The organism is Bradyrhizobium sp. AZCC 2289, from assembly GCF_036924615.1.
GTDB lineage: Bacteria > Pseudomonadota > Alphaproteobacteria > Rhizobiales > Xanthobacteraceae > Bradyrhizobium.
This window is the reverse complement of record NZ_JAZHRY010000001.1, coordinates 7,890,750-7,910,126: the sequence shown is the minus strand read 5'-3', so window position 1 is coordinate 7,910,126 and position 19,377 is coordinate 7,890,750. Positions and strand designations below refer to the sequence as shown.

Below are 19,377 nucleotides of genomic sequence, written 5' to 3'. Positions count from 1 at the left end.
GCGTCAGGGAAACATCACCGGAGGACGACAAGTGCCGATATCACGACGACAATTCGTCAGCACCGCGGCCGGCGCCGGCATTGCGAGTGTGGTTGCACCTCGACTGACATTTGCACAAAACAGCGGACCGATCCGCATCGGCCTGCTGGCGGCCAAGACCGGCCCGCTCGCGTCCGGCGGGATCGACATGGAACTCGCACTGACCATGTTCCTGAAGGAGCGCGACAACACACTTGCGGGCCGCAAGGTCGAATTGATTGTCGCAGACACCGCCGGCGTTCCCGCGACCGCGCGAACCAAGGCGCAGGAACTGATCGAAAAAAACAATATCCACTGCGTCATTGGACCGCTTGCGGCCTTTGAGGCGCTCGCGATCGCCGACTATTTGACGGAAAAGGAAGTCCCGACGCTGGGGGTCGCCGCCGCCGAAGACATGACGCAACGGCATCCAAGCCCGTGGTTCGTTCGCCTGACCTCGACCTCGGCGCAATGCGCCTACCCGCTGGCCGAATACTCCGCCAAGGAACTGAAATACAAAAAGATCGTCACCATTGCCGATGACTTCGCCTACGGCCATGAAATGTGCGCCGGCTTCCAGCGCGCGTTCGAGGACAATGGCGGCAAGATCATCCAGAAGATCTTCACGCCGCTGGCGACGCCCGATTACGGCAGCTACGTCGCGCAAGTGAAAGGCGCGGACGCGATTTTCCTCGGCACCGCCGGCTCCAACGGCTTTCGTTTCCTGCGCCAGTTCATCGAATACGGCATGAAAGACAAAATGGCCGTGATCGGAGGAATGACCGCGCTCGACGAATCCGTGCTGCGCAACATGGGCGACGAGGCGCTGGGGATCCTGACCACCAGCTGGTATTCGGCGGAACTGGACAATGCGGCCAACAAGGTGTTTGCGCCGGCGTTCCGCAAGCAGTTCAAATACGATCCCGGCTATTACGCCGGCAGCACCTACGTCTCGGGTCAGGTTCTGGAAGCCGCACTAACGACCATCAAGGGCAACGTCGAGGACAAGAAGGCGCTGATGACGGCGATCCGCGGCAGCAACGCCGACACGGTGCGGGGTCTCGTCAAGTTTGACGATCTCGGCAACGCGATCGGCAACGTCTATATGCGCAAGGTGACGCGCAGCGACGGCCGGCTGGTCAATTCCGTGATCAAGACCTATCCCGACGTCACCCAATTCTGGACCTATGACAAGACCGCGTTCCTGAAGAACCCGGTCTATTCGCGCGACTACCCGCCGGCAAAAAATCTCGAGCCTTAGCCATTCCGCCATAGCAGCGACCAGCCGCAGGTTTCCGAACGAGATCGGCAGACGATGCAATTTTGGATCATCCAGGGTCTCAACAGCCTCTCGCTGGGTGGTCTGCTGTTCCTGCTGTCGTCGGGGTTCTCGCTCATCTTCGGTCTGATGCGGCTCGCCAACCTGACGCATGGCGCGTTCTTCATGCTCGGCACCTATTTCGGCGCTACCGCGATGCGGGCCTACAGCGACCTCAGCATCTGGGCCGTGGCGGTTTGGGCCGGCGTTGCCGTTGCCGCGATCGGCGGGCTGTTCGAGCGGCTGGTGCTGACCAGACTGAAGGCCAATCCGCTGGGCCAGGTGCTGGTGACGCTCGGCATGTCCTTCATCATTTCCGACGCCTGCCTGGCGCTATGGGGCGGCGATTCGATACCGGTACCGACGCCGCGGAATCTGCAGGCGCCGACGCGGCTTTTTGGCTTCGTGTTTCCGACCTATCGCCTGGTGCTGGTCGGGTGCGCCATCACTGCTGCGATCACGCTGTATCTCCTGCTGGAGCGCACGCGGCTTGGCGCCATGATCCGCGCCGGCGTCGATGACGCGCAGATGGCACGCGCGGTCGGGATTCCCGTCTCGAACCTGTTCACGATCGTATTTTGTCTCGGCGCGGGTATCGCCGGCGCCGGTGGCGTGCTGGGCGGCCCGATCCTGTCGGCCTATCCCGGGCTCGATGCCGACATGCTGCCCCTGGCGCTGATTGTCGTCATCCTCGGCGGAATCGGAAGCCTGCTCGGCGCGTTCATCGGCAGCTTCATTGTCGGCTTCATCTACACGTTCGGGACCGCGCTGTTTCCGGAATTGGCCTATATCATCCTGTTCCTGCCGATGATCCTTGTGCTCGCACTCCGGCCCCAGGGCCTGCTGGGGCGTCTGGGCGCATGAAGTGGATCGCAGCCGTCCTGTTCGCAGCCATGCTTGTCCTGCTGCCGTCCGTCGCGGGCGACTTCTACGTCAACCTCGCCAGTCAGATCCTGATCGCGGCCATTTTCGCGCTCAGCCTCAATTTGCTGGTCGGGTTTGGCGGGATGACGTCGCTCGGACACGCCTCCTTTCTCGGGGTAGCCGCCTATATCTCCGCCCTGCTCACCAGCCGTTATGGCTTCGCGCACGGACCCGCTGCGATCGTCTCGATCGCCGGCACGACCGCGATGGCCGCCGTTTTCGGCGTCATCGCGCTCCGCGCGTCGGGCCTCGGCTTCCTCATGATCACGCTCGCGCTGTCGCAGGTGCTGTGGGGACTTGCCTATCGCATGTCCAACGTCACGAACGGCGACAACGGGATTGCCGGCCTGACCCGGCCAATGCCGTTCGGCCTGTCGCTCGACAGTGCCGCATCGTTTTACTGGTTCGCGCTGGCGGTGGCGTCCGTTTCCTTCCTGATGATGACGACGTTCGTGTCTTCCGCCTTCGGATCGTCGTTGAAGGGCGTTCGCGACCAGCCGCGACGGATGGCCGCGCTCGGCTTCAATCCCTGGATGATCCGCTGGATCACCTTCATCTATGCCGGCTTCTGGGGCGGCGTATCCGGATTGCTCTATGTCTATTACAACAAGTACATCCATCCGACATCGCTATCCACCACGAGTTCGGCCGAGGCGCTGCTCGGCGTGATCGCCGGGGGCTCGGGGACGCTGAGCGGCCCGGCGGTCGGCGCAGCGCTCGTACTGCTCTTGAAGAATTACGCGTCGGCCTATGTCGAGCGCTGGAATATGCTGCTCGGACTCGTATTTCTATTCATCGTTCTGGTGATGCCGACGGGGATCGTCCCCGGCTTGAGCAAGCTGCTGAACCTGCGCAGGGGCTCGCGATGAACTCCGCGGAACTGACCTATGCGCTCGAGATCAGCCATCTCAGAAAATCATTCGGCGGACTGGTTGCCACGCATGACGTCTCGCTCACGATCCGGCCGGGTGAACGCCGCCTGATCATCGGCCCGAACGGCGCCGGCAAGACAACCCTGTTCAACCAGATCACCGGTGACCTGCAGTCGACTGCGGGACAGATAAGACTGTTCGGTGTCGACGTTACGCAACTGACACCCTACCGGCGCGCGCATCTCGGATTGGCGCGCACCTACCAGATCATCACGCTGTTCGATCGCGACACGCTGGAGCACAATGTCACGCTCGGCCTGCTCGGCCTGCGGCCGTCGCGCTGGCAGATGTGGCGTCCAGTATCGTATTACGGCGATCTTTCGACCGAAGCCCGACGCATTCTGGATGCGGTCGGGCTGCTGCATCTGGCAGACAGCCTGGTTTCCGACCTTGCTTACGGCGAAAAACGCCGCGTCGAACTGGCGATGGCGCTTGCGCAAAAGCCCCGCGTGCTGCTGCTGGACGAGCCGCTGGCAGGATTGTCCAATGCCGAGCGAGCTACCGTGAAAGCCCTGATCGCGGCGATCCCGCGCGAAACTGCGGTCGTCATGATCGAACACGACATGGATACCGCGCTCGACCTTGCGGAGACCGTGACGCTGTTGAATTACGGCCGGGTCATCGTTGATGGCGAGCGTGACGCCGTGGTCGCGGACCCCAAAACGCGTGAGGTGTATCTTGGCGTCTGATGCGCTTCGCCTGACGGATGTGCAGGCTTTCTATGGCGACGGCCACATCCTGCATGGGGTCAGTTTTGCCCTGCAACCCGGCAAGGTGCTGGCATTGCTGGGCCGCAATGGCTCGGGAAAGACAACCTGCATTTCGACCATCATCGGGTTTCTCAAGCCCAGAGGGGGCGAGATCAGGCTGTTCGGGGAAACCATCGAAGGCCTGAGCCCCGAACGCATCTCGCATATGGGCATCGGTCTCGTGCCGCAGGGCCGGCGCATCTTCCCTTCCTTGACGGTGTGGGAAAATCTCGTCGTGGCGCGGCAACGCCGCAGCAAGGTTGCGACGCCATGGGACGTCGACCGGATTTACGACATGTTTCCGCGGCTGGGCGAGCGCCACGCGCAAATCGCCGGCACGCTGTCCGGCGGCGAACTGCAGATGCTGGCGATCGCCCGGGCGCTGATGGGCAATCCCCGCGTTCTGCTGCTGGATGAACCCTCGGAGGGCCTCGCGCCGCTGATCGTGGCCGAGGTCGGGCGCACGATCCGGCGGCTCAAGGAAGAAGGGCAATCCATCGTCCTGGTCGAGCAAAATCTCAAGCTCGCGCTCGATGTCGCCGACCAGGCGGTGATCCTCAACACCGGACGCTGTGTATTCGATGGCTCGCCCCGGGAGCTGACGGACAATGATGCGATCGTTGCGCAAAACCTTGGTGTCTTTCGTGCACCGTGAGGCAAAAAATGTCCTTTAAAAATTAAAAAGGAGACTGGATCATGAAAGTCGGCGTGTGCGGAACGGGACGAATGGGATCATCGATTGCACAGCGATTGATGGCGGTCGGGCACGAGGTAGCGGTCTGGAACCGGGATCCGGCGAAAACCAGATCGCTGACCGATACCGGCGCAAAATTGTTCGCGTCGCCCGCCGAGCTGGTGGAGGGTTGCGAAGCCATCATCGTGATGTTGCTGAATGACGCCGCCACCGAAGCGGTCTATCGCGGACCAAAGGGTATTCTGACGGGTAAACTCGCCGGCAGGCTTATCATTGATATGAGCACGCTGCGGCCGGACACCATGCAGTCGATCGGAACCGCCGTCACGCAGCAAGGTGGCGGCTTCGTGGAATGTCCCGTCGGCGGAAGCACCGTCCCCGCCAAAGAGGGAAAACTGTTCGGCCTGGTCGGCGGGGCGCGCGGCGACGTCGGCCGCGCGATGCCGATCCTCGAGCAATTGTGCCGGCGCATCGAACATGTCGGCGAACTCGGCGCCGGCGCCACCATGAAGCTAGCGATCAACCTGCCGCTATTGGTGTACTGGCAGGCACTGGGCGAGGCACTCACCATCTGCGAACCGCTCAAGCTGGCTCCCGATCGGCTGATCGATATCCTGTCCGACACGGCCGGCACGCCGACCGCGATGAAGGGGCGTGGCGCCGTCATCGCCAAGGGATTGAGCGGGCAGCCGCGCGGCGAGACCGCGTTTGGCATCAGCGCCGCGAAAAAGGACCTGGCGACGGCCGTGCAATTCGCCGCCTCGATCCATGCAGCGCTTCCGGTCGCGTCGAGTGCGCTGGCCTGCTTCGAGGAGGCCGAAGCGGCCGGCCTCGGCGAAGCCGATGCCACGACGGTTTCGGTCCGGTGGCTGCAGCGAAACGCCTCCAAATCGAACTAGCGAACAACAGAAGAAAAAGGAAATGCATCCCATGATCGAGAAGAAAAATCGCTATGGCCGTACCGCGGCACGGATCCACGACGCCGACGGCCTCGCCCGGCGACCGTCGTCCGTCACCATCGATATCCACGCGCACATCGTGGTTCCCCAGGCCGCCAAGCTCGCCCAGCCGCATATCGATCTCAGCCGCATTCCGCTCGCGCATTTCGCCGATGCCGCCACAAAAGAAATCAACGCGCAGCAGGAAAAGGACGTCGGCGAGGTCATGACCACGATCGATCGCAGGTTGTTCGACCTGGACCGGATGGGTATCGATATCCAGGTCGTGGCCCCTGCGCCAGGCCAGTGCTACTATTCGATCGATCCGAAAATTGCCGAGAAAGCCCACCGCATCGCCAATGAAGGCGTCGTCGAATATTGCGCGCGCAAGCCGGACCGCTTCGTCGGCCTCGGCGTAGTCACGCTGCAGGAGCCGGAACTCGCCGTGCGCGAGCTCGACTATGTCATGGGTGAACTGAAGCTAAAGGGCGTCGAGATCCTGACCAATGTCGACGGCCAGGAATTATCGGATCCGAAATTCCGGCCGTTCTTCGCGAAGGCCGAACAGCTCGGGGCATTCATCATGATGCACCCGAACGGCTTCACCCATGGCGAGCGGCTGACCCATTTCTATCTCAGCAACGTGCTCGGCAATCCGCTCGATACGACGCTGGCGCTCCACAACCTGATCTTCTCGGGCACGCTGGCGCGTTTTCCGGAACTGAAGCTGATGGCCGTACACGGCGGCGGCTATCTTCCCGGCTATTCCGGCCGGATCGATCACGCCTGGGGCGCCCGCCAGGATTGCCACGCCAACCTGCCGCTGCCGCCGACCACCTACCTGCGGCAGGTTTATCTCGACACCGTCGTGTTCAGCTATCACCAGCTGGCTTATATGCTCGACCTGTTCGGACCCGACCGCATCCTGATGGGCACCGATTACCCCTTCGACATGGCCGAATACAATCCGATCGGCCATATCGCGGGCATTCAAGGCATCGATGAAGGCACCATCGCGCAGCTCGCCGGGGGAAACGCGATGCGCGTGCTTGGTTTGGATTGATAGCTAGTGCTTCGCACGCCCCGGAATAGGGACTGAGTTTCCGACGTCCCTCCCCGTCATTGCGAGGAGCAAAGCGACGAAGCAATCCACACTTCCTTTGCCGCCCAATGGATTGCTTCGCGGAGCCTGTCATCGGGCGCGCGTGCGCGCGACCCGTTGGCTCGCAATGACGATGTGCACCGCGCCGAAGGCCGCCGGTCACGTTGGGAACGCTCGTCGCAACGGTACTGGCGGAATCAGCCCACTCGCAGAATCAAACCAGGCCACCGTTTGCCGAGATTAATCTTCGTTCCGCCACGCACCCAACAGGAAGGCTTTGTGCTTTCTGCGGTTTGGACCTGCCTGGGACTGAATGTCGGTCAGGTTCGTATCGCGACCGAGGCGGTCGACCGCCAGCTTGGCGATCAGGCCAATGACGAGAAATGATCCGAAGTAGAGTGCCGCAATCAGAAATGCTCTCATGGCCGACCTCGCAAAAAAGCTTGGCCTGAGCAGCGAGCATCGCGCCGATCTTCGGCCGAGGCAAGCCAGGAAAAGGGGCGAAGGCGATAAATCCAGACTCCGTCGTTCCGGGACGCGCCGCTTGGCGCGGACCCGGAATCCATAACCACGATCGTGAATATGGATTCCGGGCTCGTGCTTCGCACGCCCCGGAATGACGGCTGAGGGTGATGCAAAATCCAGCCCGACGGGCAAATCACCTAAAACCTGTCAAGCCCGTCGCAAGAAAATATTCCGCTTTCGCCGTCGGGCAAATCAGTGGCGTTTCTCCGCCCGTCTCACCCGACAAGAGGGGCGGCTCGCGATCGTCACGAACGTGCGGTGGGATGCGGTGGACGCGGATGTGCCATTGACGAACGGCACTGACGCGGACGGCGAAGTCGTGTGGTCCTGACGCCGCGACGCTGGCGTCAAGCTTCGCGGAAGTGTCCGCGAAGTGACGGTGGCAAGAAAGCCCGTTCACCGGGGAGCAACTGTGATGAATTGGACCAGTGATCGGCCGGGTTCAAGGCTGGCAAGCGCCACCGCCTCCGGCGGCTTCGGCCTTGAGCCCGTCCGCTCACCGGTCCTTTGGCTTGGCAGGCGCTCGGTCGCAGACCGAGCGCAGAGGAGGCGCTCGATCAGCTCAATGCGTACCGATTGGCATCCCACTTTTGGCGCCGCTCGATCATGATGTTGAGAATGCTGATCAGCTTGCGCATGCAGGCGGTCAGCGCCACCTTCTTTTCTTTTCCCTTGGCAACCAGGCGATCGTAAAAGGCCTTGAGGACCGGATTGTGCTGTGTCGCCGCCCCAAGGCAGGCCATATAGAACACGTTGCGGATCCGACGGCGCCCGCCCTTGATGTGCCGCTCGCCTCGACGTCGGCCACTGTCGTCATCGTAAGGGGCGACACCCAACAAGGCCGCAACGATCCTGTTGTTGGCTTGCCCCAGTTCCGGCATGGCGGCGATGAGCGCAGCAGAGGTGGTGCGGGCGAGGCCCGGAACGCTTTCGATGATCTCGGCGAGTTCGGTAAAATGCGGCGTCGCCTGGATCTTGGCCGAGATCGCGGCCTCGATCTTGACCAGCTCGACACCGATCGTCTTCAGGATCCGGGCGTGAATCCGCTGCACCGCGGCCGGCAGCGCATGCTCGCCCTGGCTTTCCAGCTTGGTCTGCATCTCCTTCAGTGCCTGGCGCGCATTCACCATCTGATGAAGCTCTTCGCGCTTCGCGTCATAGGCTTGGCCCGGAGCTTCGTCGAAGGTCTCGGCGAACCAGGCAATCATCTCGGCATCGATCGTGTCATTCTTGGCGAGCCGTCCGGCCGATTGAGCGAAGCTGCGAACGCGCTTCGGATCGACGATCCGAACCTCGATCCTGGCATCACGCAGCGCCTTGGCCCACTCGCGCTCGTAGCCGCCGCTCGCCTCCATCACCGCCTTGCTGACCTTCCGCCGGCGGAGCCACGATGCCAGTTCGCGGCGACCTTCGGCTGTGGCTGCAAACGTGCGCCTCAAAGCCAGCGAACGAATGCAAACATCCACCTTGTCCTTGGCGACATCGATTCCCGCGACAACGAGATCATTTTGTGCCATCATCCAGCTCCCTTCCTTGCTCGGTTCGGGCTCCAAGCCCATGCAACTGTTCGGGTTGAGGAAGACACCGGACCTGTCCCACGCTCCCCGGCAGGCTCTATGGCCTTCGAGCACGAACGGGCTCAGATCCAGCGAACGGGCGGTTGGTCAAAACCGCCCGTTTGCACATTCTGACAGATTTTGCGGACACAAGAGCACGTTATAAGCCGTAAAACCATTGCGCAGGGAATGCCGGAGTGCCTCCGCTGAACCTGTATGCTCGTGTGCGTTTCTTTTGTGCATGTTTGCACACGAGACCGCGGGTGCAGCGTGCATCCGGCGTTCCCTGCACCCTCTGATGTCGTGAGGGTGGGAAGTTCAAAGCAAAACTCGCGTGAAATACGCGGCGAGACCGCGAAGCCGTGTTTGTCGAAAGACACTGTGTGAAAATCCGATCCAATGGATGTGCTCTGCGCTCACAACAATTTCCGCGTCGTCCCGGCCTTGAGCCGGGACCGATACGCCGCGGCCTTTCGGTGAAGCGCTGCTGTTCGACACCTTCTGCAACAACAGACTACCGGGATTATGGGTCCCGGCCCCCGTGCGCAATTGCGCACTAGGCCGGGACGACGCCGATGGTCAGCGCACCTCCCTTGCCTGCAACGACGCCCCGCCCTTCGCATACGCATCATGCAGGGACGCGCCTGTGGCGCGCCGAGTGTCCGTAGTACATGCCGCCATGGGCGCTATCGCCCCGCCTAGAGAACCCCAACAGAATGTCAGCAGATAATACCGCAAAGCCGCCTGCCACAACTCCGATCGACGGCCTGCCGCCAAAACTCCGGCGATGGGCGGTGGCGGCGATCTTCACCGCGCTGGCGATGGCCTCGCTGGATACCGCGATTGCCAACATCGCCCTGCCCGCGATTGCCGCCAACCTCCACGTCAGCCCGGCCGAAGTGGTGTGGGTGGTCAACGTCTATCAGATCGCGCTGGTGGCCACATTGCTGCCGCTCGGCGCGCTTGGCGAAATCGTCGGCCACCAGCGCATCTATCTCGGCGGGCTATTGCTGTTCACGCTGGCCTCGCTCGGCTGTGCGCTGGCGTGGTCGCTGGAGAGCCTGCTGGTCGCGCGCACGCTGCAGGGGCTCGGCGCCAGCGGCCTGATGAGCGTGAACACGGCGCTGGTCCGCTTCGTCTACCCGACCCGCATGCTCGGCCGCGGTTTTGGACACAACGCGCTGGTGGTCGCGACCGCGTTCACGCTCGGGCCGACGATCGCCTCCGGCATCCTGGCGTTCGGGCCCTGGCCGTGGCTGTTCGCGGTCAATCTTCCGTTCGGCGTGATCGCACTCCTGATCGGCCTGAAGACGCTGCCGTCGACGCCGCGCGCCGGGCACGCCTTCGATTTCGCAGGCGCCGCGCTGGCGGCCGGCTGCCTCGGGCTCTTCATTACCGGCATCGGCAGCGCCGCGCACAAGGCGTCGACCGGCGTGGTGTCAGGCGAACTCGCCGCCGCGGTGCTGCTGGGCTGGATCCTGACCCGGCGGCACGCCGATCACCCGGCGCCGATGCTGCCGATCGACCTGTTCCGGCGCCCGATCTTCGCGCTGTCGGCGGCCACCGCGGTGTGCTCGTTCGCGGTGCAGGGCCTGGCGTTCGTGTCGTTGCCGTTCTACTTCGAGGACGTGCTGCTGCGGTCGCAGGTCGAGACCGGCTTCTTCATGACGCCGTGGCCGTTGGTGGTCGCCATCATGGCACCGATCGGCGGCCGGCTGTCCGACCGCTATCCCGTCGGCATTTTAGGCGGCATTGGCCTCGCACTGCTCGGTGTGGGAATGGTGCTGCTGGCAACGCTCCCGGCTTCGCCCGGCGTCGCCAACATCGTCTGGCGCATGGTGATCTGCGGAATCGGATTTGGCTTCTTTCAGACACCCAACATGAAAGCCCTGATGTCGAGCGCGCCAGCGCATCGCAGCGGCAGCGCCAGCGGCATCGTCGCGACCGCGCGCCTGACCGGGCAAACGGCCGGTGCGGCGCTCGCGGCGCTGTGCTTCGCCCTCGCCGGTCACGATGGCGCGACGCTTGCATTGGCACTCGGCGCCGGCTTTGCCGCACTCGGAAGCGTGATGAGTTTTTTGCGTCTGGTGGTCGACGCACCGCGCAAGACATGATTGCAATGCCGGCCAGTTGATGGAGCCGGTGTAATGTGGATCGGAGGACGAGTTGCGACTTCTCAGTTTGCTGGCCGGTGCGCTGCTGTTGCTGTATCCGGCCACCCCGCGTGCCCAGACCGTTTGGGATATGCCGACCGAATATCCGGAAAATGCGATGCCGGGACTCGGCTTGACGACATTTGCAAAACATGTCGCCGAAACGAGCGCCGGAAAACTCCAGATCAGGCCGAGCTTCGATGCCACGGCCGGCATCAAATCGGCCGGCATGCTCACAGCGATTGCGGACGGCCGGGTGCAGGCCGGCGATGCCTTCGCAGGCTCGCTGGAATCCGAAGGCGCTATCTTCGCGCTACCCTCGCTGCCGTTTCTGGTGACATCGACCGCCGATGCCAAGCGGCTTGCCGACATCGCGCGGCCCTATCTGGCGGCGGCGCTGCAGAAGAAGGGCCTGCGGCTGCTTTACCTGACGCCGTGGCCGCCGTCCGGCATCTGGTCGAAGACGCCGCTGAAGACCGCGTCCGATCTGTCCGGCCTTTCGATCCGCACCTATGACAAGACCTCGACCGAGGTATTCGCCGGCGCTGGCGCCAAGGCCGCGTCGATCAGTTTCGCCGACACGATGCCGAAACTGGTCGACGGCAGCATCAACGCGGTGCTGTCGTCCGGCGACGGTGGCGCCGGCCGCAAGCTTTGGGAGTATCTGCCTTACTTCAGCGAGATCACCTATTCGCTGCCGCTGTCGGTCGCGAGCGTCAATCAGGCGGTCTATGACGGCTTGAGCGGCGACCTGCGGGAAGCCGTCGACGCGGCCAGCCGCCAGACCGAGCGTGAATTGTGGCTCGCGCTGTCGACCCGGCTGCAAGAGAACTATCAGCGCATGCGCCAGAACGGCGTCACCATCGATTCAAGTCCCGCTCCCTCCATCGCCGAAGCGCTGCAATCGGGCGCCGCAGCGGTGCAGCGCGCCTGGTGCGTCAGGTCGGGCCCCGCCTGCGTCCCAATTCTCGACGCCTTCAGGGCGCGCAAGCCGTAACGTCCGCCATGACTGCACTCGTATTTGCAAGTCAGGAATGCAGCGCAGGCACGACACCGGTCGATCAACTTTCTTCCGCATTGCAAACGCGTTTTCTTGATTTGAATCGTTCCAGCTTCCAGTCCAACATCGCCCCAAGGTTCGATTGGAGAATTGAATCAACACAGGGGAACGCGATGGCAAACCTCACTATCAACGGCAAAGCAATCAACGTCGACGTCGAAGATGATACGCCGCTGCTTTGGGCGATCAGGGAAAACGTCGGATTGACCGGAACCAAATACGGATGCGGCATTGCACAATGCGGCGCCTGCACCGTGCATATTGACGGGGTCGCGATGCGCTCGTGCGGCGTTTCGATCAGCGAAGCCGCCGGCAAGCAGATCACCACCATCGAAGGCCTTGGCCCCGATGGCGCGCTGCACAAGGTGCAGCAGGCCTGGATCGACAATGATGTTCCGCAATGCGGCTATTGCCAGAGCGGCATGATCATGGCGGTGGCAGCCCTTCTGAAGGAGAAGCCGAAGCCGACCGACCAGGACATCGACGAGGCCATCACCAATATCTGCCGATGCGGAACCTTCAAGCAGGTTCGCGAGGCCATCCACGACGTCGCGAACGCGTGAGGGGGCAACCATGAACCAGCACATCATGCCCAAACTCAATCGCCGCGCCTTCGTGATCGGAACCGCCACCGCGGGCGCCGGTCTTGCACTCGGCCTCGATCTTCCGTTCGGCGGTCCGACCGTCGTGCGCGCCGCCGACGGCGCGCCTGAGGTCAACGCCTGGGTGGTGATCCGCCCCGACGATACCGTCGTGATCCGTATCGCCCGTTCCGAGATGGGACAGGGTACCCTCACCGGCCTCGCGCAACTCGTTGCCGAAGAGCTCGAATGCGACTGGTCGAAAGTCACGACCGAATTTCCGACGCCCGGCCAGAGCGTCGCCCGCAAGCGCGCCTGGGGCGATTTTTCGACCGGCGGCAGCCGCGGCATCCGCGCCAGCCAGGAATATGTCCGCAAGGGCGGCGCCACCGCGCGCGTGATGCTGATCCAGGCCGCCGCCAATGAATGGAAGGTGCCGGCCTCGGAATGCACCGCGGCCAACAGCGTCATCACCCACACGCCGTCGGGCAAAAGCACGACCTACGGCAAGGTGGTGGAAGCCGCCGCCAAACTCGACCCGCCGGCCGACGTCAAGCTGAAGGATCCCAAGGACTGGAAGATCGTTGGCAAAGGCTTGAAGCGGCTCGACACCGCAGACAAGACGACCGGCAAGACGGTCTATGGCATCGACCTCAAGCTGCCCGGCATGCTCAACGCCGCGATCAAGGATTGCCCGGTGTTCGGCGGCAAGCTGAAGAGCTTTGACGAAGCCAAAGTCATGGGCATGAAGGGCGTCAAGAAGGTGGTGCGGGTCAACGACAGCGCGGTCGCCGTCGTCGCCGACACCTGGTGGCACGCCAAGACCGCGCTCGACGCGCTGCCGGTCGTCTGGGACGAAGGCGACAACGCCAAAGTCTCGAGTGCCACGATCGCCAAATGGCTGGGTGAAGGGCTCGACGATTCGCAGCAGGCCTTCGTCGGCAACCAGAACGGCGACGTCAAAGCGGCCATCGCCGGCGCCGCCAAGAAGGTCGAGGCGGTCTACAATTATCCCTACCAGAACCACGCCACCATGGAGCCGATGAACGCCACCGCGCTCTACACGTCAGATAAATGCGAGGTCTGGTGCGGCACCCAGAACGGCGAAGCGGCGTTTGCCGCAACGCTGGAAGCCTCCGGCCTGCCAGCCGACAAATGCGACGTGCACAAGCTGATGCTCGGCGGCGGTTTTGGCCGCCGGGGCCAGACCGACTATGTCCGCCAGGCGGTCTTGATCGCCAAGCAGATGCCGGGCACGCCGATCAAGCTGTTATGGTCGCGCGAGGAGGACATGCAGCACGGCCTGTATCACCCGATCACGCAATGCAAGATGACCGGCGCCTTCGACGCCGACAACAATCTGATCGCCCTGCGTATGCGCATATCCGGGCAGTCGATCCTGTTCAGTCTGCGTCCGGAGGCGTTGGTCAACGGCAAGGACCCGGTCGCGTTCCAGGGCCTCAATGCCAGCGGCGAGGCGGCGATCGGCTATTCGATTCCCAACCTTTTGGTCGATCACTCGATGCGCAATCCGCACGTCCCGCCCGGCTTCTGGCGCGGCGTCAACGTCAATCACAATGCGATCTATCTCGAATGCTTCATGGATGAGTTGGCGCACTCGGTCGGACAGGATCCGCTCGAGTTCCGCCGCAAGCTGATGACCAAGCATCCGAAGCATCTCGCGGTGCTCAACGCCGTGGCCGAGAAAATCGGCTGGGATACGCCGGCCCCGCAAGGCGTCTATCGCGGCATCGCCCAGCACATGGGCTATGGCAGCTACGTCGCGGGGGCTGCGGAGATATCCGTCACCGATGGCACCAAGATAAAAGTGCATCGCATCGTCGCCGCCACCGACCCCGGCTACGCCGTCAATCCGGCGCAGATCGAACGGCAAATTGCGGGCTCCTTCGTCTACGGGCTGACCGGCCTGTTCTACGGTGGCTGCACCGTGAAGGACGGACGGATCGAACAGTCCAACTTCGACAATTACAACTCGATGCGCATCAACGAGATGCCGAAGGTGGAATCAATCATCATGCCGAGCGGCGGCTTCTGGGGCGGCGTCGGCGAGCCGACCATCTGCGTCGCCGGACCGGCGGTGCTCAACGCCTATTTCGCGGCAACGGGCAAACGCATCCGTTCGGTGCCGCTGAGGGACCAGAACATCACCTTCGCCTGACGCAGCGAGCGGCGGCCTCACGGCCGCCGCTCCGGTTTTCGGATTGTGCTTATGGACGTCACGGGCCGGCCGACGCGCAGAGCTGTCGCTCGCGGCATCGCCGCCTCTGCCGCGGCTGCGGCGTTGCCGTGTCCGTCGTTCGCCCAATCCGCCGCGCGTATTGTCGTGATCGGCGGCGGCTTTGGCGGCGCGAGCTGCGCGCGGGCGTTGCGGAAGCTCGATGCAAGGCTGCAGGTGACATTGATCGAGCCGAACCGCATCTTTACCGCCTGCCCGTTCAGCAATGAGGTGATCGCAGGCTTGCGGGAAATCGAAGCGCAGCAATTCGGCTATGACAAAATCGCCGCCGAAGGCGTGACCGTGATCCCGCAGGCCGCCGCAAAGGTCGATCCGCACGCGCGCACGGTCGGCCTGGCCGACGGGAGTTCCGTCAACTACGACCGCCTGGTGCTGGCGCCCGGCATCGACCTGCGCTTCGACGCCTTGCCCGGCTATGACGAAGCGGCATCCCTCAAGATGCCGCACGCCTGGAAGGCCGGCGAGCAGACGACGCTGCTGCGAAAGCAGATCGAAGCCATGGAGGACGGCGGCGTTGTCGTGATCGCGGTGCCTGCCGCACCTTTGCGCTGTCCACCCGCGCCATACGAGCGCGCCAGCCTGATCGCGCATTATCTGAAGACCAAAAAGCCGCGCTCGAAAATCCTGATCCTCGACGCCAAGGATGGCTTTTCGCAGCAGCGGTTGTTCGAAGCCGCCTGGAAGGAACTGTATCCCGGCATGATTGAACGGATCGCGCTGTCGCAGGGCGGACGGGTCACCTCGGTCGATCCGGCGACCGGCACCATCGTCACGGACTTCGGCAATTACACGGCGCAAGTCGCCAGCGTGATCCCGCCGCAGAAGGCCGGCCGCATCGCCGAGATCGCGGGCGCCGTCGACAACACCGGCTGGTGCCCGATCGATCCCGTCAGCTTTGGCTCAAAGCTCCTGCCCAATGCTCACGTCATCGGCGACGCCTGCATCGCCGGACAGATTCCGAAATCGGCATCGGCCGCCAATGCGCAAGGCAACGCCTGCGCGGCCGTTATCGCGAACTTGATTTCCGGCAAATCGCCCGACATGCCCCGGCTGAACGGCGCCTGCTACAATACGGTCGCGCCCGGCTACGCGTTCTCGCTGTCGGGGATCTATCAGCCCAAAGAGGACCAGTTCGCCGAGGTCGAAGTCAACACAAGCCCGGTCGATGCCCCGCGCGAGGTGCGCCAGCAGGAAGCCGAGAAAGCGCAAAACTGGTTCAAGACGATCACGGTGGACGCCTTTGGCTAGGTCGGCAATCCTGATGATTGGGATGTGGTTCGCGGCGGCGCTGCTTGCGCTGCCCTGCCCGGCCGGCGCGCAGGCCTTGCGTCCCTATGCCATCGTCGGCGACGCCATTCCGGAATCGCTTACGACGACGCGAGGCGACGTTGCACGCGGACGCGCGCTCGTCATCGATCGGTCAAACACTTGCATCCTCTGCCACAACGGCCCATTTCCCGAAGTGAAGTTCCAGGGCGATCTGGCGCCGAGCCTTGCGGGTTCCGGCAGCCGGTGGTCGGAGGGCCAGCTTCGGCTGCGACTGGTCGACGCCTCCCGCCTCAATGCCGCGACGATCATGCCGTCCTATTATCGGGTCGAGGGCCTCAATCGTGTCGGCCCGGCCTGGCGCGACAAGCCGATCCTGTCGGCCGAACAGATCGAGGATATCGTGGCGTATCTGGCAACGCTGCGCTAATAGGAAGCAAATATGCACCAGCCCCACGATTCGACACGCCGCCAATTTCTCAGCCTCGCCGGCGGCGCGGCCGTGCTGGGCGCTGTCCCCATCGTGACGCTGCGGCCCGCCGAAGCCACGCCGGCGATGCTCGCCACCGCGATCCGGAACGTGGTAGGCGAAGCCGCGGTGCGGACCGGAAAGGTCAAGCTCGACATTCCGCCGCTGGTCGAGAACGGCAACACGGTGCCGATGACGGTCAGTGTCGCCAATCCGATGACGGCGGACAACTACGTCAAGAGCATTCACGTCTTCAACGAAAAGAACCCGCAGCCCAATATCGGCAATTTCTATCTCGGCCCCCACGCCGGCCGCGCGCAGGTCTCGACCCGCATCCGGCTCGCCGACAGCCAGAAGGTCGTCGCCATCGCGCGGCTGTCGGACGATACGTTTTGGTCCGTCAGCGTCGACGTCGTGGTGACGCTGGCCGCCTGTACCGAGGAGGTGATCTGATGCCTTCAGCCCTCATCAACGTACCCCGCACGGCAAAACGCGGCGATATCATCGAGATCAAGACCTTGATGTCGCACATCATGGAGACCGGCTATCGCCACCTCGCGTCAGGCGAAGTCGTGCCGCGCGATATCATCACGAGCTTTAGCTGCCGCTACAACGGCACCGAGATCTTCCGCGCCGACCTTTTTCAGGCCATTGCCGCCAACCCGTTCATCACCTTCTTCACCACCGCGACCGAGAGCGGAAAATTCGAATTCGAGTGGATCGGCGACAAGGGCTTTTCCGAAACCGCCTCCGCCTCGATTACCGTCGAATGAGATTTGCCGGGATCATAGCCCTTGCTGCCCTGCTGACGGCCGGCGCCGTTCGCGCCGCGGATATCCCGCAGGACCAGCGCCGCTCCGGCTACAGCTTCATGACGCCGGACACAAGGGCGATGCAGGACGACGACACCGCCAATCCCGGCATGCTCTGGGTGCTCGACGGCGAAGCGCTGTGGAAGCGCAAGGTAGGCACCGCCGACAAGGCTTGTGCCGATTGCCACGGCGAGGCCCGCGCGACCATGAAGGGCGTCGCTGCCCGCTATCCCGCGTTCGACAAGGCGCTCGGCCGCCCCGTCGATCTGGAACAGCGCATCAATCTCTGCCGCACCAACCATCAGCAGGCGTCGCCGCTTCCTTACGAGAGCCGCGGTCTGCTGGCGCTTACCGCCCTGGTCGCGCAGCAGTCGCGCGGCATTGCGATCGAGACCGGCGCCGCCCCCCAGCTCGAACCGTTCCTCGCCAAGGGACGCGAGTTGTTCATGCAGCGGCAGGGACAGCTCAATCTCGGCTGCACCAATTGCCACGACGATAATTGGGACAAGCGGCTGGCGGGATCGGCGATCACGCAGGCCCATCCGACCGGCTATCCGCTCTACCGGCTGGAGTGGCAGTCGCTGGGATCGCTGCAACGGCGCCTGCGCGCCTGCATCACGGGCATCCGCGCCCAGGCCTACGACTACGGCGCGCCGGAACTGGTCGAGCTCGAGCTCTATCTGATGTCGCGCGCGCGCGGCATGCTGGTCGAGGCGCCGGCGGTGCGGCCGTAAGCACGCCATTTTACGGATGGCATCAATGATATCGCAACCAGCGCAGCCAATCGGGGCACATATCGCTTGCGCAAAATATCAATCACCGAATACTGCACTCAAGGTACGAATCAATAACAATCACAGCTTAACCTTGCAACGAGTGTGGCCATGATGCGCTGCCCGTCCCTGGCGATTGCGATTTTGCTGTTCGGTTGCAGTGCGGTCGCCAACGCCCAGACCCTTCCATCCTACATGGCGCCGATCGCAGGCAAGACCGCGTCGACGTCAGCCGATATCGCGACCAAGGACATGCTGGCGCTCAACACCGGCATGTTCGACCTGTACGGCGACGCTGCAAAAATCTTCCAGCAGAATGTTCTCAGCAAGCATCCGGTGATCCTGGCGCTGTTTTCCGGCGCCGGCGGCAGGATGATCCTTTACCGCCCGGGAATGGCGCCGACGGAAGCGCCGCAGGTGCCGATCGTCTATCAATTGCTCAAATCGGTCGGTCACAGCACGATGGCGCTGGCCGAGGTTGTCGGCCCCTACGTCGACAACGCGGACGACAAATCCTGGCGCGGCGCGATGCTGGCTTACCGCAGCCGGATGCAGTCGGCGCTCGACGGGCTGGACCTCACGCCGATGGAGCCCGGCTGGCGCGACAACAACCGCACCATCCTGCAGAACAACATCGCCTTCATGGATGAGTGCGTTGCCAAGGGCGTGATCCCCTTTGCGACGCTCGAGGCCTTCGGCAAGAAGCAGGCACCGTTCCTGGCCAAGAACGTTTCCTGGGCGGCGCAGACCCAGGTCGAACACTGGATGAATGTGCTGACCGACTGGAAGGCCCAACTCGGCGCCGACTGGGACAAGGCCTATGGCGCCAGCAATACGATCTATGTGGCACGGCAGAACAACGTGCTGTTCAGCGTGCTCGCGCAGTTCTTCGGTCCGGAGGCGATCAATGACCGCCTGCTGCTGATCGAAACCGTCTCCTTTACGACAACGCCGGCGGACATGCTGGAATCGCTGACGCGGATCATCGCGGATCGCTCGGTCGGCTCGCTGTTCTTTGGCAATTATCATCTGATGGATTATGAGCTGATGGGCGGCGATGCGCGGGTCGCGATCGCAGCCGAGACCGGAAAGCGCGGCATGACCACGTTCCTGCCGCCGGTGGTGCCGTTCGGCTCGAAGCAGTGGCCGACATTGATCACGCCGGGCCCCGGCCCCGCATCGATCGCCGACTTGCGATAGTCTCGCTGGATGCACGAGTGATTCGTGCATCGACGGCTTTCATGTCCAGC

19 protein-coding genes are annotated in these 19,377 nt (G+C 63.1%); 17 read left to right on the top strand and 2 right to left on the bottom strand.

Annotation, left to right across the window (positions count from 1 at the left end):
- The first annotated feature begins 31 nt into the window (after positions 1-31).
- The 7 genes from V1289_RS37335 to V1289_RS37305 are packed head-to-tail and all read left to right on the top strand — an operon-like array spanning position 32 to position 6,636.
- Positions 32-1,279, top strand: a complete 1,248-nt coding sequence (locus tag V1289_RS37335) for an ABC transporter substrate-binding protein (protein ID WP_334403790.1) — start codon at positions 32-34, stop codon at positions 1,277-1,279.
- A gap of 54 nt (positions 1,280-1,333) precedes the next feature.
- Positions 1,334-2,200, top strand: a complete 867-nt coding sequence (locus tag V1289_RS37330) for a branched-chain amino acid ABC transporter permease (protein ID WP_334403788.1) — start codon at positions 1,334-1,336, stop codon at positions 2,198-2,200.
- Positions 2,197-3,129 carry a branched-chain amino acid ABC transporter permease gene (locus V1289_RS37325; RefSeq protein ID WP_334403786.1) on the top strand — a complete coding sequence of 311 codons (933 nt, stop codon included), beginning with the start codon at positions 2,197-2,199 and terminating at the stop codon, positions 3,127-3,129. Before V1289_RS37330 ends, V1289_RS37325 begins: the two co-directional genes overlap by 4 nt.
- Complete coding sequence (locus tag V1289_RS37320) at positions 3,126-3,881, top strand: ABC transporter ATP-binding protein (protein ID WP_334403784.1); 756 nt, start codon at positions 3,126-3,128, stop codon at positions 3,879-3,881. Before V1289_RS37325 ends, V1289_RS37320 begins: the two co-directional genes overlap by 4 nt.
- Positions 3,871-4,596 (top strand): ABC transporter ATP-binding protein, encoded by a 726-nt coding sequence (locus tag V1289_RS37315; RefSeq protein WP_334403783.1) that lies wholly within the window; start codon positions 3,871-3,873, stop codon positions 4,594-4,596. Before V1289_RS37320 ends, V1289_RS37315 begins: the two co-directional genes overlap by 11 nt.
- Positions 4,597-4,637: 41 nt before the next feature.
- A complete protein-coding gene (locus V1289_RS37310) occupies positions 4,638-5,534 on the top strand; it encodes an NAD(P)-dependent oxidoreductase (RefSeq protein WP_334403781.1) in 897 nt (298 codons plus the stop codon).
- Between the two features lie 31 nt (positions 5,535-5,565).
- Positions 5,566-6,636 carry an amidohydrolase family protein gene (locus V1289_RS37305; protein WP_334403779.1) on the top strand — a complete coding sequence of 357 codons (1,071 nt, stop codon included), beginning with the start codon at positions 5,566-5,568 and terminating at the stop codon, positions 6,634-6,636.
- Between the two features lie 279 nt (positions 6,637-6,915).
- Here V1289_RS37305 and V1289_RS37300 read toward each other — a convergent pair whose 3' ends face one another.
- A complete protein-coding gene (locus tag V1289_RS37300; RefSeq protein WP_334403778.1) occupies positions 6,916-7,098 on the bottom strand; it encodes a hypothetical protein in 183 nt (60 codons plus the stop codon).
- 659 nt (positions 7,099-7,757) lie between these two features.
- A complete protein-coding gene (locus V1289_RS37295; RefSeq protein ID WP_334395129.1) occupies positions 7,758-8,720 on the bottom strand; it encodes an IS110 family transposase in 963 nt (320 codons plus the stop codon).
- A gap of 752 nt (positions 8,721-9,472) precedes the next feature.
- On the opposite strand from V1289_RS37295, the gene V1289_RS37290 reads away from it, so the two are divergent.
- From V1289_RS37290 to V1289_RS37245, 10 genes are all read left to right on the top strand, one after another.
- Positions 9,473-10,870 (top strand): MFS transporter, encoded by a 1,398-nt coding sequence (locus V1289_RS37290; protein WP_334403776.1) that lies wholly within the window; start codon positions 9,473-9,475, stop codon positions 10,868-10,870.
- 52 nt (positions 10,871-10,922) lie between these two features.
- Positions 10,923-11,906 (top strand): TRAP transporter substrate-binding protein, encoded by a 984-nt coding sequence (locus V1289_RS37285; RefSeq protein ID WP_334403774.1) that lies wholly within the window; start codon positions 10,923-10,925, stop codon positions 11,904-11,906.
- A gap of 176 nt (positions 11,907-12,082) precedes the next feature.
- Positions 12,083-12,532, top strand: a complete 450-nt coding sequence (locus tag V1289_RS37280) for a (2Fe-2S)-binding protein (RefSeq protein WP_334403772.1) — start codon at positions 12,083-12,085, stop codon at positions 12,530-12,532.
- Positions 12,533-12,542: 10 nt separating this feature from the next.
- The gene (locus V1289_RS37275) at positions 12,543-14,729 is read left to right on the top strand and encodes a xanthine dehydrogenase family protein molybdopterin-binding subunit (RefSeq protein ID WP_334403770.1); all 2,187 of its coding nucleotides are present in this window, start codon (positions 12,543-12,545) and stop codon (positions 14,727-14,729) included.
- A gap of 51 nt (positions 14,730-14,780) precedes the next feature.
- Positions 14,781-16,055, top strand: coding sequence for an FCSD flavin-binding domain-containing protein (locus tag V1289_RS37270; protein ID WP_334403768.1), 1,275 nt, complete (start codon positions 14,781-14,783; stop codon positions 16,053-16,055).
- Positions 16,056-16,077: 22 nt separating this feature from the next.
- Entirely contained in the window at positions 16,078-16,503 is a 426-nt protein-coding gene (soxX, locus tag V1289_RS37265) for a sulfur oxidation c-type cytochrome SoxX (RefSeq protein ID WP_442896220.1), read from the top strand.
- Positions 16,504-16,515: 12 nt separating this feature from the next.
- A complete protein-coding gene (locus tag V1289_RS37260) occupies positions 16,516-16,995 on the top strand; it encodes a SoxY-related AACIE arm protein (protein ID WP_334403764.1) in 480 nt (159 codons plus the stop codon).
- Positions 16,995-17,315, top strand: coding sequence for a thiosulfate oxidation carrier complex protein SoxZ (gene soxZ / locus V1289_RS37255; protein ID WP_309183457.1), 321 nt, complete (start codon positions 16,995-16,997; stop codon positions 17,313-17,315). Before V1289_RS37260 ends, soxZ begins: the two co-directional genes overlap by 1 nt.
- The gene (gene soxA, locus V1289_RS37250; protein WP_334403761.1) at positions 17,312-18,088 is read left to right on the top strand and encodes a sulfur oxidation c-type cytochrome SoxA; all 777 of its coding nucleotides are present in this window, start codon (positions 17,312-17,314) and stop codon (positions 18,086-18,088) included. Before soxZ ends, soxA begins: the two co-directional genes overlap by 4 nt.
- 150 nt (positions 18,089-18,238) lie before the next feature.
- On the top strand, positions 18,239-19,327 hold the full coding sequence (locus V1289_RS37245) for a hypothetical protein (protein ID WP_334403759.1): 1,089 nt from the start codon (positions 18,239-18,241) through the stop codon (positions 19,325-19,327).
- Positions 19,328-19,377: the final 50 nt, after the last annotated feature.

Excerpts from the sequence above, each read along its gene's own strand:
- soxZ (WP_309183457.1), top strand. The coding sequence starts at position 16,995 with ATGCCTTCAGCCCTCATCAACGTACCCCGCACGGCAAAACGCGGCGAT.
- V1289_RS37320 (WP_334403784.1), top strand. The coding sequence starts at position 3,126 with ATGAACTCCGCGGAACTGACCTATGCGCTCGAGATCAGCCATCTCAGA.
- V1289_RS37270 (WP_334403768.1), top strand. The coding sequence starts at position 14,781 with ATGGACGTCACGGGCCGGCCGACGCGCAGAGCTGTCGCTCGCGGCATC.
- V1289_RS37260 (WP_334403764.1), top strand. The coding sequence starts at position 16,516 with ATGCACCAGCCCCACGATTCGACACGCCGCCAATTTCTCAGCCTCGCC.
- soxA (WP_334403761.1), top strand. The coding sequence starts at position 17,312 with ATGAGATTTGCCGGGATCATAGCCCTTGCTGCCCTGCTGACGGCCGGC.
- V1289_RS37275 (WP_334403770.1), top strand. The coding sequence starts at position 12,543 with ATGAACCAGCACATCATGCCCAAACTCAATCGCCGCGCCTTCGTGATC.
- V1289_RS37310 (WP_334403781.1), top strand. The coding sequence starts at position 4,638 with ATGAAAGTCGGCGTGTGCGGAACGGGACGAATGGGATCATCGATTGCA.
- V1289_RS37300 (WP_334403778.1), bottom strand. The coding sequence starts at position 7,098 with ATGAGAGCATTTCTGATTGCGGCACTCTACTTCGGATCATTTCTCGTC.
- V1289_RS37280 (WP_334403772.1), top strand. The coding sequence starts at position 12,083 with ATGGCAAACCTCACTATCAACGGCAAAGCAATCAACGTCGACGTCGAA.
- soxX (WP_442896220.1), top strand. The coding sequence starts at position 16,078 with ATGTGGTTCGCGGCGGCGCTGCTTGCGCTGCCCTGCCCGGCCGGCGCG.
- V1289_RS37305 (WP_334403779.1), top strand. The coding sequence starts at position 5,566 with ATGATCGAGAAGAAAAATCGCTATGGCCGTACCGCGGCACGGATCCAC.
- V1289_RS37325 (WP_334403786.1), top strand. The coding sequence starts at position 2,197 with ATGAAGTGGATCGCAGCCGTCCTGTTCGCAGCCATGCTTGTCCTGCTG.
- V1289_RS37295 (WP_334395129.1), bottom strand. The coding sequence starts at position 8,720 with ATGATGGCACAAAATGATCTCGTTGTCGCGGGAATCGATGTCGCCAAG.
- V1289_RS37330 (WP_334403788.1), top strand. The coding sequence starts at position 1,334 with ATGCAATTTTGGATCATCCAGGGTCTCAACAGCCTCTCGCTGGGTGGT.
- V1289_RS37290 (WP_334403776.1), top strand. The coding sequence starts at position 9,473 with ATGTCAGCAGATAATACCGCAAAGCCGCCTGCCACAACTCCGATCGAC.
- V1289_RS37245 (WP_334403759.1), top strand. The coding sequence starts at position 18,239 with ATGATGCGCTGCCCGTCCCTGGCGATTGCGATTTTGCTGTTCGGTTGC.